Source organism: Lacticaseibacillus sp. 30 (genome assembly GCF_053819265.1).
This window is the reverse complement of sequence record NZ_JBSOQX010000009.1, coordinates 35,192-50,316: the sequence shown is the minus strand read 5'-3', so window position 1 is coordinate 50,316 and position 15,125 is coordinate 35,192. Positions and strand designations below refer to the sequence as shown.

15 protein-coding genes are annotated in these 15,125 nt (G+C 46.1%); 13 read left to right on the top strand and 2 right to left on the bottom strand.

Translation table 11 applies throughout. From position 1 onward, the window contains the following. Positions 1–7 precede the first annotated feature (7 nt). From ACWPAB_RS07630 to guaB, 6 genes are all read left to right on the top strand, one after another. Positions 8–775 (top strand): ParA family protein, encoded by a 768-nt coding sequence (locus ACWPAB_RS07630; RefSeq protein WP_003562943.1) that lies wholly within the window; start codon positions 8–10, stop codon positions 773–775. Continuing rightward, entirely contained in the window at positions 765–1,637 is an 873-nt protein-coding gene (locus ACWPAB_RS07625) for a ParB/RepB/Spo0J family partition protein (protein ID WP_003562946.1), read from the top strand. The genes ACWPAB_RS07630 and ACWPAB_RS07625 overlap by 11 nt, the downstream gene beginning before the upstream one ends. A gap of 164 nt (positions 1,638–1,801) precedes the next feature. Next, a complete protein-coding gene (locus ACWPAB_RS07620) occupies positions 1,802–1,984 on the top strand; it encodes a DUF951 domain-containing protein (protein WP_003562948.1) in 183 nt (60 codons plus the stop codon). 31 nt (positions 1,985–2,015) lie between these two features. After that, positions 2,016–3,122, top strand: coding sequence for a redox-regulated ATPase YchF (gene ychF / locus ACWPAB_RS07615; protein ID WP_003562949.1), 1,107 nt, complete (start codon positions 2,016–2,018; stop codon positions 3,120–3,122). 31 nt (positions 3,123–3,153) lie between these two features. Continuing rightward, entirely contained in the window at positions 3,154–3,975 is an 822-nt protein-coding gene (locus ACWPAB_RS07610; RefSeq protein ID WP_003577398.1) for a DUF1129 domain-containing protein, read from the top strand. 375 nt (positions 3,976–4,350) lie between these two features. Next, positions 4,351–5,838, top strand: a complete 1,488-nt coding sequence (guaB, locus tag ACWPAB_RS07605) for an IMP dehydrogenase (protein WP_003562953.1) — start codon at positions 4,351–4,353, stop codon at positions 5,836–5,838. A gap of 81 nt (positions 5,839–5,919) precedes the next feature. Here the strand turns inward: guaB and ACWPAB_RS07600 are convergent, their stop codons facing one another. Then, the gene (locus tag ACWPAB_RS07600) at positions 5,920–6,600 is read right to left on the bottom strand and encodes a hypothetical protein (protein ID WP_003573122.1); all 681 of its coding nucleotides are present in this window, start codon (positions 6,598–6,600) and stop codon (positions 5,920–5,922) included. 154 nt (positions 6,601–6,754) lie between these two features. Here ACWPAB_RS07600 and ACWPAB_RS07595 point away from each other — a divergent pair, with 154 nt between their 5' ends. The 7 genes from ACWPAB_RS07595 (at position 6,755) to ACWPAB_RS07565 (ending at position 14,053) form a co-directional block, all read left to right on the top strand. After that, positions 6,755–7,441 carry a response regulator transcription factor gene (locus ACWPAB_RS07595; protein WP_003562957.1) on the top strand — a complete coding sequence of 229 codons (687 nt, stop codon included), beginning with the start codon at positions 6,755–6,757 and terminating at the stop codon, positions 7,439–7,441. A 5-nt stretch (positions 7,442–7,446) separates the two neighbouring features. Next, the gene (locus tag ACWPAB_RS07590) at positions 7,447–8,637 is read left to right on the top strand and encodes a sensor histidine kinase (protein ID WP_003562959.1); all 1,191 of its coding nucleotides are present in this window, start codon (positions 7,447–7,449) and stop codon (positions 8,635–8,637) included. Beyond that, positions 8,634–9,944 carry a D-alanyl-D-alanine carboxypeptidase family protein gene (locus tag ACWPAB_RS07585; protein ID WP_016381756.1) on the top strand — a complete coding sequence of 437 codons (1,311 nt, stop codon included), beginning with the start codon at positions 8,634–8,636 and terminating at the stop codon, positions 9,942–9,944. The genes ACWPAB_RS07590 and ACWPAB_RS07585 overlap by 4 nt, the downstream gene beginning before the upstream one ends. Positions 9,945–10,075: 131 nt before the next feature. Then, positions 10,076–10,543: a transcription elongation factor GreA gene (greA, locus tag ACWPAB_RS07580; RefSeq protein WP_003562963.1), complete on the top strand. Its 468-nt coding sequence runs from the start codon at positions 10,076–10,078 to the stop codon at positions 10,541–10,543. Positions 10,544–10,684: 141 nt separating this feature from the next. Then, on the top strand, positions 10,685–12,238 hold the full coding sequence (locus tag ACWPAB_RS07575; protein WP_003577401.1) for a UDP-N-acetylmuramoyl-L-alanyl-D-glutamate--2,6-diaminopimelate ligase: 1,554 nt from the start codon (positions 10,685–10,687) through the stop codon (positions 12,236–12,238). Positions 12,239–12,243: 5 nt separating this feature from the next. Beyond that, on the top strand, positions 12,244–12,996 hold the full coding sequence (locus ACWPAB_RS07570) for an aspartate/glutamate racemase family protein (protein WP_003577402.1): 753 nt from the start codon (positions 12,244–12,246) through the stop codon (positions 12,994–12,996). Positions 12,997–13,192: 196 nt separating this feature from the next. Beyond that, complete coding sequence (locus tag ACWPAB_RS07565; protein ID WP_003577403.1) at positions 13,193–14,053, top strand: aldo/keto reductase; 861 nt, start codon at positions 13,193–13,195, stop codon at positions 14,051–14,053. 186 nt (positions 14,054–14,239) lie between these two features. On the opposite strand, the gene ACWPAB_RS07560 is transcribed toward ACWPAB_RS07565, so the two are convergent. Continuing rightward, positions 14,240–15,046, bottom strand: a complete 807-nt coding sequence (locus ACWPAB_RS07560; protein WP_003577404.1) for a DeoR/GlpR family DNA-binding transcription regulator — start codon at positions 15,044–15,046, stop codon at positions 14,240–14,242. Positions 15,047–15,125 lie beyond the last annotated feature (79 nt).

The following is a 15,125-nucleotide window of genomic DNA, read 5'->3' as shown; positions in this document are numbered from 1 at the left end:
GGAGCTCATGGCACATATCATCGCAGTCGCTAACCAAAAAGGCGGCGTTGGCAAAACCACCACCACGGTCAATCTGGGCGCCTGTTTGGCCAACCTTGGCAAGAAGATTTTGATTGTGGACGCTGATGCACAAGGCAATGCGACTAGTGGCGTCGGCGTTCAAAAGGCCCAAGTTGAAAAGGATATTTATGATGTGCTAGTCAATGAAGAGCCGATTACCGAAGCCATTCTGCCAACGAAACATAAGAACATGTCGATTGTGCCAGCCACCATTCAACTGGCTGGCGCTGAGATCGAGTTAACCAGCCAAATGGCGCGTGAAATGCGATTGAAGCTGGGATTGCATCCTGTGGAGGATCAATACGATTATATTTTGATTGATTGCCCGCCATCGCTTGGCCAATTGTCGATCAATGCATTTACAGCAAGCGACTCGATTTTAATCCCGGTCCAAAGCGAATATTACGCTTTGGAGGGCTTAAGCCAGTTACTAAACACGGTGCGGTTGGTTCAGAAACACTTTAATCCGAGCTTAGCGATCGAAGGGGTGTTGTTGACAATGTATGATGCGCGGACCAATCTCGGCGCACAAGTCATTGACGAGGTCCGCAAGTATTTTGGCGATAAAGTATATGCAACGGTGATTCCGCGGATTACGCGATTGGCGGAGGCGCCAAGCTATGGTCTGCCAATTGTGGATTTTGATCCAAAGTCCCGGGGATCAGAGGTTTACGAGGCTTTAGCCAAGGAGGTGCTGGCTGCTCATGGCGAATAAGAATAACAAAGGCTTAGGCCGTGGTATCGATGCGATTTTCAAAGATTTTGAGAGCCCAGATCTGAGTGCCAATAATACAGTTGAAGAATTACCGCTGATTGACATCCGACCAAATCCCTACCAACCGCGTAAAACGTTTGATGAGGAAGGCTTGAAGGAACTGGCTGGTTCGATCAAACAAACCGGCGTGTTCCAACCGATCATTGTCCGCAAGAGTGTTTCAGGCTATGAGATTATTACCGGTGAACGTCGCTTCCGTGCGTCTAAATTGGCTGGCAAGGAGACTATTCCATCCATTGTTCGGGACTTCAATGATCCCGAAATGATGGAAATCGCTGTGCTGGAAAACTTGCAGCGGGAAGATCTGACGCCGCTAGACGAAGCCCAGGCTTATGACACCTTGATCAAGCGTCTGAATCTGACGCAAGCAGAAGTATCGGCACGACTTGGCAAAAGCCGACCTTATATTGCGAACTACTTACGCCTTTTGACACTGCCGCAGCAAGTCAAACAAATGTTAAGTGCCAATCAGCTGTCAATGGGACAGGCACGGACGCTGTTAAGTCTCAAAGATAAGTCCAAAATGGTGAGTGTGGCCAAGAAGACAATCAATGAGAACCTGACTGTGCGCCAGCTAGAACGGCTCATTAATCAGATGAATGCTGGCAACACGCGCCCGGCAACCAAAGAAAAGCCAAAGTCGCCATACGTGCGGGCAACTGAGAACCAACTTGGCGAACGCTTTGGCACCAAGGTGAATATTAATGAAGGCAACAAAGGCAAAGGCAAGATCGAGATTGACTTCACTTCCGAAAAAGATTTGAATCGGATCTTGGCCATGCTCGACGTCAATATTGACTAACTAGCAGAGCGTGAGCAGCCCGTTTAGAAACCGGAGTGTAAGCGGCCTTGGACGTGATGGCCGGGTTTTTGGCCATTGCGTCCAAGGTCCTTACACGCAGGTTTCTGGGCCAGCGAACGCGTTTAATCCGGTCCGACAAGCACAACAACGCTGGAGGTGGACAAATGTATGATTTACATGATCTCGTTCAGATGAAGAAACCGCATGCTTGCGGTACCAACAAATGGGAAATTATCCGCTTAGGTGCTGATATCAAGATCAAATGTACCGGATGCGGTCATATTGTGATGATGTCCCGGCGCGATTTTGAAAAACGACTCAAAAAAGTGTTGGGTCATGTAGAGTAGACAGACTAAATAGAAAGTGTGAAGTAACCAAATGGCTTTAACAGCAGGTATCGTAGGACTTCCAAACGTCGGTAAGTCCACGCTTTTTAACGCAATCACTAAAGCAGGCGCCGAGATGGCGAACTATCCATTCGCTACAATCGACCCGAATGTCGGGATGGTCGAAGTGCCAGATAAACGTCTGGCACGAATCGATGAATTGATTCCGGCCAAGAAGATTATTCATACAACTTTTGAATTCACAGATATTGCCGGCATTGTTAAAGGTGCTTCTAAGGGTGAAGGACTCGGCAACAAGTTCCTTGAAAACATTCGTCAGGTGGATGCGATTGTTCATGTTGTCCGAGCGTTCGATGATGACAACATCACCAGTGTAACTGGCAAAGTCGACCCGTTAGAGGATATGGCGACGATTAATATGGAATTGGCCATCGCTGATCTTGATGCTGTCAATAAACGCTATGCTAAAGTTGAAAAAGTGGCGCGAACACAAACCAATGACAAAGAAGCGCAGGCTGAATTCAAGGTGCTCAAAAAGATTAAGCCCGTACTGGAAGATGGCGGGATGGTTCGCAGCATCGACTTTGATAAAGATGAGCTGAAGATTGTCAAAGGCTTGTTCTTGCTGACCAGCAAGCCAGTTTTGTATGTCGCTAACATTGCTGAAGAAGCGATGGCTGATCCGGATTCGGTTGATTACGTCAAGCAAATCAAGGCCGAGGCTGCCAAAGAAGGTGCCGAAGTGATTGCGATTTCTGCCAAAACTGAAGAAGAAATTGCTGAACTGGATGACGATGAAAAGGCAGACTTTTTGGCAGCAGAAGGTGTCGACGAGTCTGGGTTGGATAAGCTGATCAAGGCTAGCTATCATTTGCTGGGATTGGCAACCTTCTTCACAGCCGGTGGCAAAGAAACCCGTGCGTGGACATTTAGACAGGGAATGAAGGCTCCAGAAGTTGCTGGGATTATTCATTCCGACTTCGAACGCGGTTTTATTCGCGCCGAGACAATGTCCTTCACCGATTTAGACAAGTACGGATCTGTTCAGGCGGTTAAAGAAGCAGGCCGTTATCGATCCGAAGGCAAAGAATATGAAGTGCAGGATGGGGACATCATTGAATTCCGGTTCAATGTCTAACGCATAACGACTTAGGAGATAGGAGTTTCCAATGGCAGAGAAACATGAAGCAGAGACGAAACAGACGGCAACCGATGCTGCAGTAACTGGTAAAAATACTGCTACGACTGAACAAACAGCATCAAAAGTACAGTCGGCAGCCACTGATGAGTCGTCAGCAGATCAAGCAACGGCGGCTAAAAATGCACATGTGAAACAGGAAAAGCCTGCGACCACTGTGCCAGAGCTGATTGCACGGCTCACTAATAAAAATGATGAATATATTTTCAAACTACGCCGTGAGTTAAAAGACGGCGGTATGAACGCGGCGGATGAAGAAGAACTACTCAAAACGATGTTGCCCGAGATCATCACAGCGCAACGACAAGGCAAGCCAGCCAATCAGCTTTACGGACCGGTTACGGTAAAGGCAGACGAAATTCTGCATACGCCAAAACCTGAGCCTAAAAAGCCAATGTGGTTGATGGTCATTGACCAAAGTCTGTTCTTCATGTCGATTTTAGCGGTTATGTATGGGGCACTTGCCTACTTCGATACCAAGTCGCAAAACGCCGCCAGCAGCAGTTTTGTTTACTTAGTGATGTTGAGTCTAATGGCTGGTCTCTTCTTCGTTTATTATGCTGACTGGATGCAGCAAGATAAAAAGAAACGCCGCAGTGCTTGGCTTGTCTTGGGCGGCGGTGTTGTCTTAGTCGTGTCGATCACGTTCATTGGCAGTGCCTTGGCGATGCTTGACACGCCGTTCACGCGCCCAATGCCGTGGTTCGTCAATATCATTATTGGCGCCATTGCCTATGGGATTCACTGGGTCTTACAGCACCGGTATCACCTCAAAAGCTTTTTCCAGAGATAAGCTGATAGTCCGATTTCAACATCGGGTATCTACTTTTTAAAAAATCCAACAGTCGCCGAAAATGGCGGCTTTTTTGTATTGCCAGTGAGGGAAAACGGCAAATGTTCTTGTCATTTTACATGCGAAGGTTTTAGCGGGTAAAAAACGAATGATATTAAATGACGCGTCACAACACACGACAAAAGCCGAACATTATTTTGAGAAAGCTATAGCTGATAAAATTTTGTTCGGTTCCATATGAACGATTATGAGACTTTCTTTCATTTTTAAGCCTATGATACCGGCGTTTCGAAAAAAATGGTTAGACTTGTTTGACGTGCCTAAATTCCGGTAGTACATTAGTCAACAACTAAAAATTGAAAGAGGGATTACGCTATGAGTCTTTGGGATACAAAGTTTGCCCGGCGCGGTTTTACGTTTGATGATGTGTTGTTGATACCTGCAGAAAGTCATGTTTTACCTCACGATGTCGATCTGTCTGTACAACTGGCGGACAACTTGAAGCTGAATATCCCAATCATCTCGGCGGGGATGGATACCGTTACCGAGAGTGCTATGGCAATTGCAATGGCACGCCAAGGCGGGTTGGGCGTGATCCATAAGAACATGAGCATCGAAGCACAAGCGGATGAAGTGCTGAAGGTGAAGCGCAGTGAAAATGGTGTCATTGTCGATCCATTCTTCCTGACGGCCGATAAACCGGTTAGTGATGCTGAAGATTTAATGAAAAAATATCGGATTAGCGGCGTCCCGATTGTTAATAACACCACAGATCGCAAGTTGACCGGCATCATCACCAACCGTGATCTGCGTTATGTTGATGATAAAAGTGTGCTGATTGACACGGTTATGACCAAGGAAGGGCTTGTGACCGCGCCGGCTGGCACTTCAATCGAAGATGCCGAAGCTATTTTACAGTCTCGTAAAATTGAAAAATTACCGTTGATCGATAAGGAAGGCCGCCTTAGTGGGCTGATTACGATCAAGGATATTGAAAAAGTGGTTGAATTCCCGCATGCTGCTAAAGATGCGCATGGCCGTTTGTTGGTTGCAGCAGCGGTTGGCGTTACCTCTGACACCTTTGATCGGGCGCAAGCTTTGCTTGATGCCGGTGCCGATGCGATTGTGATCGACACGGCCCATGGGCATAGTGCTGGCGTGATTCGGAAAATCAAAGAGATTCGGGAACAGTTCCCATTAGCAACTCTGATTGCCGGTAATGTGGCCACGGCTGAAGCAACGGAAGCGTTGTATGATGCTGGTGTCGATGTTGTCAAAGTTGGCATTGGCCCCGGTTCAATCTGCACAACCCGGATCGTTGCCGGTGTCGGTGTGCCACAACTGACTGCCATCTATGATGCCGCCAGTGTTGCCCGTAAGCGCGGCAAGACAATTATCGCTGACGGTGGGATCAAGTATTCCGGTGATATCGTAAAGGCTTTGGCAGCTGGCGGCAATGCCGTTATGCTCGGTTCCCTTTTGGCCGGCACTGATGAGGCACCTGGCCAGTTCGAAATTTATCAAGGCCGTCGCTTCAAGACTTATCGCGGCATGGGTTCACTTGGCGCGATGGCGCAGGCCCACGGTTCTAGTGATCGTTATTTCCAGAGCGGGGTTAACGAAGCAAACAAACTGGTTCCTGAAGGCATCGAAGGCCGCGTGGCTTACAAGGGCAGTCTCGGCGATGTGATTTTCCAAATGCTCGGTGGTATTGAATCCGGCATGGGTTATGTCGGTGCACCGAATCTTCAAGAACTCCAAGATAATGCGCAGTTCATTCAAATTACCGGTGCTGGTTTACGCGAGAGCCATCCGCATGATGTGCAGATCACGCGGGAAGCACCTAACTATTCCGTTCAATAAAAGATTGGTATCACAAAAAGGCGCGTACTGCCATTGGTTGCAGTGCGGGCCTTTTTTGGCGAACGCGCTATGATTAAGAGGCTACATTCGTGCCCGATGAATCACGTCAAGTAGTTCCGTGCCGAAAGTTGTGGCCAATGTCAATGGCCAAGCGGGATTAGTGGGTACAGTTGTCAGAATGGTTTGCAGCCATTGTGCAGTTGGCAAAAGTTTCACTAACTGATGACTGGAGAATTGCGTGAATAGCAAATTAGCACTATAAAAATCAATCAGACTTTGTTGCAACTTGGCATCATGGACAGGTAGCAATAAGTCATTACTATTGTTACGATCACCCAAGAAAAGCGGTAACGGCGCAAAATCTTGTTGTAAACTAAAAGGGGTCATTTTATGAGTCGTGGCCATCTCGGGGGTCAGGCGCAGCATGAAGACCAGTTTACGCGACGCTGTCCACAGCAGCATGTTGGCAAGGGCCGTGTCAATTGCTGTAAAGGTATATGTGTTTTTGGCCGCGGCAGGACTCGCTAAGGCTTTTGTCAACATGGTTATCGAGTCGTGGCGGGCTGATGATGCTGGTAAGACAACCTGTAGCTGACGAACACCTCGTAACCAATGGGGATGTGTGGCAAGGCGTAAGGTGAGCCATTGGGAGGATTGCCTTAATAGCCAGTAAGTACTTCCGCTTGAGCGGGCAATGTTAATGCCAGCGATGTGCATGGTTGAGGGTAAACTTGCTGTGACCATTTTTGTCAAATCTTTCAATTAGCCGCCTTCTTTCGCGATCAAATCAACACTTTTGTACCTATTCTAGCCCTGTTTTCTTAGGCTTTTCGTAAAGAATTCCCCGGTCAACTTTGGTACAATGGACTTTGATGTAACAGACCCTACAGTTCTTCTCATAAACGGAGCCAATACAATGAAAATTTTAATTGTTGACGACGATAAAGAAATCGTCGAATTACTAAGTATTTACGTTAAAAACGAAGGTTACGAACCGATTCAGGCGTATTCCGGTAAGGAAGCCATTACTAAGCTTGTGACCAATCCTGATATTGCTTTGATGATCCTCGATATTATGATGCCTAATATGTCTGGGATGGATGTTGTCAAAGAAGTCCGCAAAGATTCACAGATTCCAATCATTATCGTCTCGGCTAAAACAGCAGATATGGACAAGATTCAAGGCCTTATTACTGGAGCAGACGATTATGTCACCAAGCCATTCAATCCGCTAGAGGTCATGGCGCGCGTCAAGAGTTTGTTGCGCCGAAGTCAAAATGAGGTGACCAATACGGAACCGGATGTGCTTGAAGTCGGTCCGCTAACGATCAAAAAAGATAGTCATGAAGTCACCACCCTTACCGGCAAGCAAATTCAGCTAACCGCGCTGGAATTCGGCATTCTGTACTTGCTGGCTAGCCATCCGAATCGTGTTTTCTCGGCTGATGAGATTTTTGAACGCGTTTGGCAACAGGAATCAATCGTCTCAGCGAAAACCGTTATGGTGCATGTCTCGCATCTGCGTGACAAGATTGAAGAAGCGACCGATGGCGAGAAGGTGATCGAAACAGTTTGGGGCGTCGGCTATAAGGTTGAGGCCTAACGATCATGAGTGAAAAAGTCAAACTAACTGGTAAGGAAAAATCCGAACTTTGGATTGAAGGCATCGTAACGGTGATTCTGCTGTTAATGCTTAATTTTGCCTTGCTGGTGTTGATTAATCAGATGATCGCGCACAATCCTGGTTTGGAAAATGCTATCTGGGGTGTGAAAACGAATCTGACGTTTGGCAGCCGTGGATTTCATTTGTGGAGCTGGTCCAATCTTTTCCTAGCACTGATGGCGATTGCTGATGTCATTGTGGTGTATTGGCGACTTGCTCGGCGATATCGGCAAATGCAAATGCGTCACGTCATTGCGGAGCTACATTTTATTGCCGATGGTCATCTTGATCATCGGATTAAGTTTGAGGTCAATACGGAGTTGCAAAAGGTTGTCAGCAGCATTAACGCGCTTGTTGATTCAACCGTCAATTCAATGGCCGAGGAACGGCGGATCGAACAGAGTAAAGATGAGCTGATTACTAATGTCAGCCATGATATTCGAACGCCGCTAACGTCCATTATCGGTTATCTTGGCCTGATTGAAGATCATCAATATCGCAGTGAAGAAGAGCTACTCAAGTACACGCACACGGCTTATTTGAAGGCTAAGCAGATGAAAGTACTGGTTGAGGACCTTTTTGAGTACACCAAGGTTAAATCGACCACGACCAAGCTGAATCCCGTACGTTTTAACATGATTGCGATGCTAGAGCAACTGGCAGCTAGTTTTGAGCTGGAGGCGCATAAGAAGCATATGCGGATTCTGGTCAGCGGGGAACCTGACCCGTTGATGATGGAAGCTGATACCGAAAAATTAGGCCGAGTGTTCAACAATTTAATTGTTAATGCGCTTAAGTACGGCCAAGGCGGGCGTCACATCTTTCTTGATGCACAACGTATCGGTAGTGAAGTCGTTGTTAAGGTCTCAAATGATGGCGCACAAATTCCGAATGATGCTTTGAGTCAGTTGTTTGATCGTTTTTATCGCGTTGAGGAAAGCCGATCGCAGGAAACTGGCGGGACTGGTCTTGGGTTAGCGATTGCCCAAAGTATCATCGCTTTGCATGGCGGGTATATTTATGCCGATTCTAGCCCGGAGATAACAAGCTTTGTGATTCATTTACCATTAAAAGTTGGCGCTTCGCTGACAGACAATAAAAATAAATCTAATGAGGAAGCAGGAAAGTCAAAATGAAGAAGTTGATGCGCGGGTTGATTGCCGCAGTGGTGGCGGTATTGATGATTGGGGGTGCTGCGCCAGCAATGTCTGTATCTGCGGCAGAGAGCAGCGATACCAATCTAGTTGACGCCAAGGCAGCAGTAGCCATTGAACCGACTACTGGCAAGATATTATATGCTAAGAATGCCAGCAGTGTTTTACCAATTGCATCTATGACCAAAATGTTGAGCATTGAGTTGGTGCTTGACGCAATTAAGTCCGGTAAGATCAATTGGGATGACAAAGTGACACTGAATAACGCAATCTGGGAACTCAGTCAGAATCGTGACCTTAGTAATGTACCGTTGCGGCGCGATGGCTCTTATTCAGTCCGCGAACTGTACGATGCTTCTTTAATTTATTCGGCGAATGCAGCGATGATGTTATTAGCTGAAAAAGTAGCGGGCAGTCAGGAGAAATTTGTCAGTCAGATGACTGCAAAACTCAATAGCTGGGGTATCACCGATGCAAAAATTGTCAACGTGACCGGTTTGAATAACAGCCAATTGAAAGATGCTAAGGTACCTGGTACAGATGATAACGCGGAGAACGAAATGTCCGCAAAAGATATGGCCCAGGTGGCACAACATTTACTGAAAGATCATCCAGAAGTCCTTAAGACCACGAGTATTGCTAAACAGACATTCCGTAAGGGAACCAGTGATGCGATCGATATGGAAAATTGGAACTGGATGCTCAAGGGCCTAGTGTCTTATGATAAGAACCTCCCAGTTGATGGCTTGAAGACAGGTACTTCTGATGCCGCTGGGGATTGTTTTACAGGGACGGTTGAGAAAAATGGCATGCGAATTATTACGGTTATCTTGCATGCAAATGGTGATGCTAAAACTCGCCGTTTTGATCAAACCAAAAAATTGATGACCAATGTTTTGGAAAATTGGAAAACGATGATGTTAGCTGCAGCTGGTCAGGGGATTAAAGGGTACGACAGCGTCAAGGTCAATCGTGGTCAATCACGGACAACGCCGATTGCGCCGTCAACCAAGGCTGTTGCTGTTGTGCCATCTAACAGCAGCAAACAATCACTTCAATATACTTACACGCCAGCAAAAGGCGTGAAGAAGAATACTGTCGAAGCACCAGTCAAAAAAGGTACCACGATTGCGCAGCTGGAAGTTAGCGCCAAAGGTGACAACCTTGGCTTTGTCGGCAGTTCAGCAAGCGAAGGCATTACCTTAAAGACCACCAAGACCGATAACAAAGCAAACTTCTTTGTCCTGATCTTCCGTGGCATTGGCGATTTCTTCAGCAATATTTTCTAGTCCAGCAGTTACCTCATTGATCCAAAAACGAAAAAGTGGTGAATGTCCTGAACTCCGAATGGAGATCATCACGTTCACCTTTTTTGCAACAAGTAGAGAGTTAGTTTTCAGATAAAAAAGAAGGCATTGAAATGGTCACCTATCACGAGATCACGCCAACAGGTTTGGCTAACTTGAAGCAGGAAGTTGAAGACCTTAAAACCATTCGGCCTGCAAAGATCAAGAACTTGGCCGATGCGGCAGCGTTGGGGGATCGCTCGGAAAATGCGGAATATAGCGCTGCTAAGCGTGAGTTGCGCCAGCTAGAAGGCCGATTGCGATATCTGGATAAACTCATTCGTTATGCTAAAGTCACGCACCCGGCCGCTAGTGATATTGCCGATATTGGCAATAGGATCACACTTAAGTTCGATGATGACGAGGACCAAGCGACTTATGAACTTGTCGGCCCTGCCGAAGCTGGGATGGGCCAAGACAAGCTTGCCATCAATTCTCCCTTGGGCGCCGCTATTCGGCAGCACCACGCAGGCGATACCGTCACGGTGACAGCGCCAAGCGGTTCGTATCAGGTGACGTTAATGAACATTGCATCTGCATAAAAAAAGATAATCAATGAACTTTGAGCATGAACCAAGACGGCACACAGATAGTTGTGACAGTCCGACTGGTTTAATGCCAGTACCGCGCTTATGCTATAATGAAGCTTGAATTCACGGCATATAAAAAGGAGTAGCAGCCCAATGGCACTATCACTTAGAGCATGTATCTTATTATTAAAGGAACATCATCTGCTAAAGAGTGCAGCAATTCAGAATACTGAAGATGTCGATATGACCGGCATCGCCTATGATTCACGCAAGGTCTCTGGACCAACACTGTTTTTCTGCAAAGGCGACAAGTTCCGACCAATTTATCTTTCCATGGCCAAGGACAACGGTGCGCGAACTTATGTTGCCGAGAAACCTTACGTTGAAGGCAACGGCTTAAACGCCTTGATCGTGCGGAATATTACTAAAGCAATGGCGATTTTGAGCGCTGCTTTCTTTGATTATCCGCAAGATGATTTGTTTGTGGTCGCTTATACAGGAACCAAGGGGAAAACCACAGCTTCCTATTTTACAGAAGCTATTTTAAATGAGGCTCGTCCACGACATATCGCGCTTTTTTCTACAATTGATACGGTTGTTGGCCCTGAGCCCGATCAGCGTTTCAAGTCTAATCTGACAACGCCAGAGAGCCTCGATCTTTTCCGCGATATGCGCGAGGCTGTCGAAAACGGTATGACCCATCTCGTGATGGAAGTGTCGAGTCAGGCATATTTGCGCAATCGCGTTTTTGGATTGACGTATGACGTCGGCTTCTTCCTGAACATTACGCCAGATCACATCGGACCGAATGAACATCCAACCTTTGCTAATTACTTACACAACAAGCTGCAATTGTTGGTCAATGCGCGCAAAGTGGTCATTAATGCCGAAACCGAGCATTTTGACCAGGTTTATGCTGCCGCAACGACCACCACTTATCCAGAAAGCATCTACCTGTTTGCCAGTGCTGGCTTCAGACCTAAACGCGATGATATCGATATTGATTTTCGCTTTGATAGTCAGGAAGCTGACGTTGCTGAGAGTCGGTTCACTTTAGTACCAGTCACGGAAAAAGCAGCAGCATTGAACATCGGCGGTCACTACTCGCTTGCTTTGATTGGTGATTTTAACGAAAGTAACGCGACGGCTGCTATTATTGGTGCTGGATTGGCTGGTGTGGATGCATCTGCTGCTGTTCCGGGTATTGCAAAAGTTAAAATCCCCGGTCGCATGGAGCATACGAAAGTTGCCGGACATGGTGCTGTCTATGTTGATTATGCGCACAATTACGCTAGTATGAAGGCGTTATTGTCGTTTTTGAAACACGCTTACAAGGATCCTCGATTACTGGTTGTGGTTGGATCCCCCGGTGATAAAGGTGTTTCTCGTCGTCCCGGATTTGCTAAGGTTCTCACTGAGTTTGCAACTGAGGCATTCTTGACTACCGACGATCCTGGGTACGAAGATCCAGCAAACATCATTGAGGAAATCGATAGTAAAATCGATCATAGCAAAGTTAAAGTACACAAAGTGCTTGATCGGCAAAAGGCCATTGCTGAAGCTATTAGCGACAGCGGACCAAATGATATCGTGGTGGTGGCTGGCAAAGGGGCCGACCCCTATCAAAAGGTACGCGGCGTCAATACACCATGGCCAACAGACATGGCTGTTGTAAAGCAAGTCGCTAAATCGCTACAGGAAGGCTGATACGAATGCGTCAATTTTTCACCGTTATTGGCGGCATGGGCACGCCGGCAACTGAGAGTTATGTCCGCTTGTTAAACCAGCGTACCCACGCGCATAGCGATCAGGAATATCTGAATTACGTTCTGGTTAACGATGCGACTGTTCCTGACCGTACGGATTACATTTTGGATCATAGCAAGCCTAGCTTTTATCCGGATTTGTTGGAAGACATTCAAGATCAAAGTTTGCTCAATCCGGAGTTCATGGTCATTGTCTGCAACACGGCTCATTATTTCTATGACCAATTAGCCGCAGCGACACCGATTCCATTGCTACACATGCCACATTTAGCCATCAGCGATATGTGTGAGCGTTTTCCAAATGAAAAGCGGGTGGGATTGATTGCGACCCAAGGAACGATCCAAGACGGCATTTACAGTCATGAAATCGAAACTAGCGGGCGTGAAGTCGTTCTTGGCGATCAGGCGCTGCAAGACATGGTCACTGAGTTGATTTATAAATACGTCAAGGAAAAGGGCGAAGTCAACGCGGCCCTGTATCATCGTATTCTTCAACGGATGCATGATGATTTTAATGTCAACGTCATTGTCCTTGGGTGTACTGAGCTATCGTTTGCACAGGAAAAAGCCGGTGATCATCCGTATCATGTGATTGATGCGCAAAGCATTATTGTTGATAAAACAATTGCGTTAGGCAAAGCTTTCCGTCAAAGTGAAGCAGCTGGAAAGGCATTGTTGAATCAAATGATGGCGCGTTAATAGCGTGTTAAAAGAAGATGCTTGGTTTTGCTAGATGTCTTAGCAACCAAGCATTTTTTGAATGCTAAGAAAGACGATTGATCAGGATATCGCTATTTTTGACTGATGCAAGTGTGACGCTAGGCTGCTAACACATTCAATCAACTACTTACTTGTGGTAAGCTTATAGTAGTACCCAGTAAAGGAGATGCTCATTTTGGCACATTTAACCAAATTGACCGACACATATACATTAAGTAATGGTGTTAAGATTCCGATCGTCGGGTTCGGCACTTGGCAGACCCCTGATGGCGACGTTGCCAAGCATAGTGTCGAAGCGGCATTGGCTGCAGGCTATCGTCATATTGACACGGCGGCTGCTTACGGTAACGAAGAAAGCGTTGGTGCAGGTTTGCGCGCATCCGGCGTACCTCGCGATCAGATCTTCTTAACCACTAAGCTTTGGAATGGTGATCACGGTTACGAGGCGACTAAAGCAGCGCTAGATAAATCACTCAAGAAACTGGGCGTTGATTATGTGGATCTATATTTAATTCATTGGCCAAACCCAATTAAGTTCCGTGATAATTGGGAAGAAACTAATGCAGGGTCATGGAAGGCCATGGAAGAAGCGTACAAAGCCGGAAAAGTTCGAGCAATTGGGGTTTCAAACTTCCGCGCCAAGCACATTGACGCTTTGCTAAAAACAGCTACTGTCAAGCCAATGGTTAACCAGATTTTCTTGAATCCAAGTGATTTGCAGCCAGAAGTTGTGGCGTATAATGACGCCCATGATATTTTAAGTGAAGCGTACAGCCCACTTGGCACAGGCAAAATTTTCCAAGTTGATGCCTTAAAGAAAATTGCCGCACGCTATCAAAAGAGTGTTGCTCAGATCGTCCTCCGCTGGTCATTGCAACATGGTTTCTTACCATTGCCAAAATCCGTTCATGACGATCGGATTAAGGAAAACACCGAGTTGTTCGACTTTGAACTGAGCCATCATGATATGACCTTGATTGATGCTTTGCACGGTGAAGCCGGCTTAGCAACTGACCCAGATACAACGGATTTCTAAGGCAAACGTCTATATAAGGGGATTCAGTGTAACTGATTGCTTAATGATCAAGTATTCCTGATGAACTTATAAATAAAAAATGACTTCATTCCAAATTTTGGGGAATGAAGTCATTTTTGTTTTTATTGTGTGTCAGGTGAATGCAGCAACAGCTGATTGAGGCGTTCAAGTAGATGAAAAGCAGGGTTATTTATCGGCTGACTCGGAAACGATGCTGCCTGTTTGTGCATTAATTAGCTGAACGTCATTTTCAGCAAGAAAGTCGACATACTTGGGCGCAATGTCGCCATAGGTGATAATGGCATCAATGTCTTTCAAAGTACCGTAGGTCAGTAATGAAACACGATCAAACTTAGTGTGATCGATTAACAGTATTTTTTGATGCGCTTTTTTAAAAATCTCAGATTTAATCAAATATTCGTTATATTCAGAGTTTGACAGCCCTCTAGTAATAGAAATGCCTGTTGCTGCCATAAAGGCTTTACCAATATTAAAGCGACTGAAAATATTCATATTGTCAATTCCTGTAAAGGACTGGGTTCGTCGATCAAAATTCATGCCAATAATGACCAACTTAATATTCCCAAGGGGAGCGGCTTTATTAATGATCTCTAAATTGTTAGTGACGAGTGTAAATGAAAACTCGGAAGGTAAATAGGCGCCCATTTCAGCCGTTGTTGTACCAGAGTCGATGAAAATCAAATCGTCTGGTTCGATTAATTGCGCAGCGGCTCGACCAATTTGACGTTTTTCGGAGGGAGCAGAAAGTTGCCGTTCACTGTAGATGGTTAGCGCGTTGGGCTTCGCTCTGTTAAAGGTAGCAGTGACACCGCCGTATACTTTTTTGACAGTACCAGCATCGATTAAGTTAGCAAGATCTCTACGGAGTGTGCTAGGGGCTATAGAAAATTTGTCTTCGAGTTCCTTCATGGAAGCAGTTCTGACTTCGTTAATATAATGCTGCATCGCATCAATTCGTTCTTTTCTAAGCATGGATGTCACCTTCCTTTCTAAACAATTGGTCAACCTGATTATAGCATAAGGCGGTCAACTTAATGACCATATTTTGACT

Excerpts from the sequence above, each read along its gene's own strand:
- ACWPAB_RS07625 (WP_003562946.1), top strand. The coding sequence starts at position 765 with ATGGCGAATAAGAATAACAAAGGCTTAGGCCGTGGTATCGATGCGATT.
- ACWPAB_RS07560 (WP_003577404.1), bottom strand. The coding sequence starts at position 15,046 with ATGCTTAGAAAAGAACGAATTGATGCGATGCAGCATTATATTAACGAA.
- ACWPAB_RS07595 (WP_003562957.1), top strand. The coding sequence starts at position 6,755 with ATGAAAATTTTAATTGTTGACGACGATAAAGAAATCGTCGAATTACTA.
- guaB (WP_003562953.1), top strand. The coding sequence starts at position 4,351 with ATGAGTCTTTGGGATACAAAGTTTGCCCGGCGCGGTTTTACGTTTGAT.
- ACWPAB_RS07575 (WP_003577401.1), top strand. The coding sequence starts at position 10,685 with ATGGCACTATCACTTAGAGCATGTATCTTATTATTAAAGGAACATCAT.
- ACWPAB_RS07570 (WP_003577402.1), top strand. The coding sequence starts at position 12,244 with ATGCGTCAATTTTTCACCGTTATTGGCGGCATGGGCACGCCGGCAACT.
- ACWPAB_RS07585 (WP_016381756.1), top strand. The coding sequence starts at position 8,634 with ATGAAGAAGTTGATGCGCGGGTTGATTGCCGCAGTGGTGGCGGTATTG.
- greA (WP_003562963.1), top strand. The coding sequence starts at position 10,076 with ATGGTCACCTATCACGAGATCACGCCAACAGGTTTGGCTAACTTGAAG.
- ACWPAB_RS07630 (WP_003562943.1), top strand. The coding sequence starts at position 8 with ATGGCACATATCATCGCAGTCGCTAACCAAAAAGGCGGCGTTGGCAAA.
- ychF (WP_003562949.1), top strand. The coding sequence starts at position 2,016 with ATGGCTTTAACAGCAGGTATCGTAGGACTTCCAAACGTCGGTAAGTCC.
- ACWPAB_RS07610 (WP_003577398.1), top strand. The coding sequence starts at position 3,154 with ATGGCAGAGAAACATGAAGCAGAGACGAAACAGACGGCAACCGATGCT.
- ACWPAB_RS07620 (WP_003562948.1), top strand. The coding sequence starts at position 1,802 with ATGTATGATTTACATGATCTCGTTCAGATGAAGAAACCGCATGCTTGC.
- ACWPAB_RS07590 (WP_003562959.1), top strand. The coding sequence starts at position 7,447 with ATGAGTGAAAAAGTCAAACTAACTGGTAAGGAAAAATCCGAACTTTGG.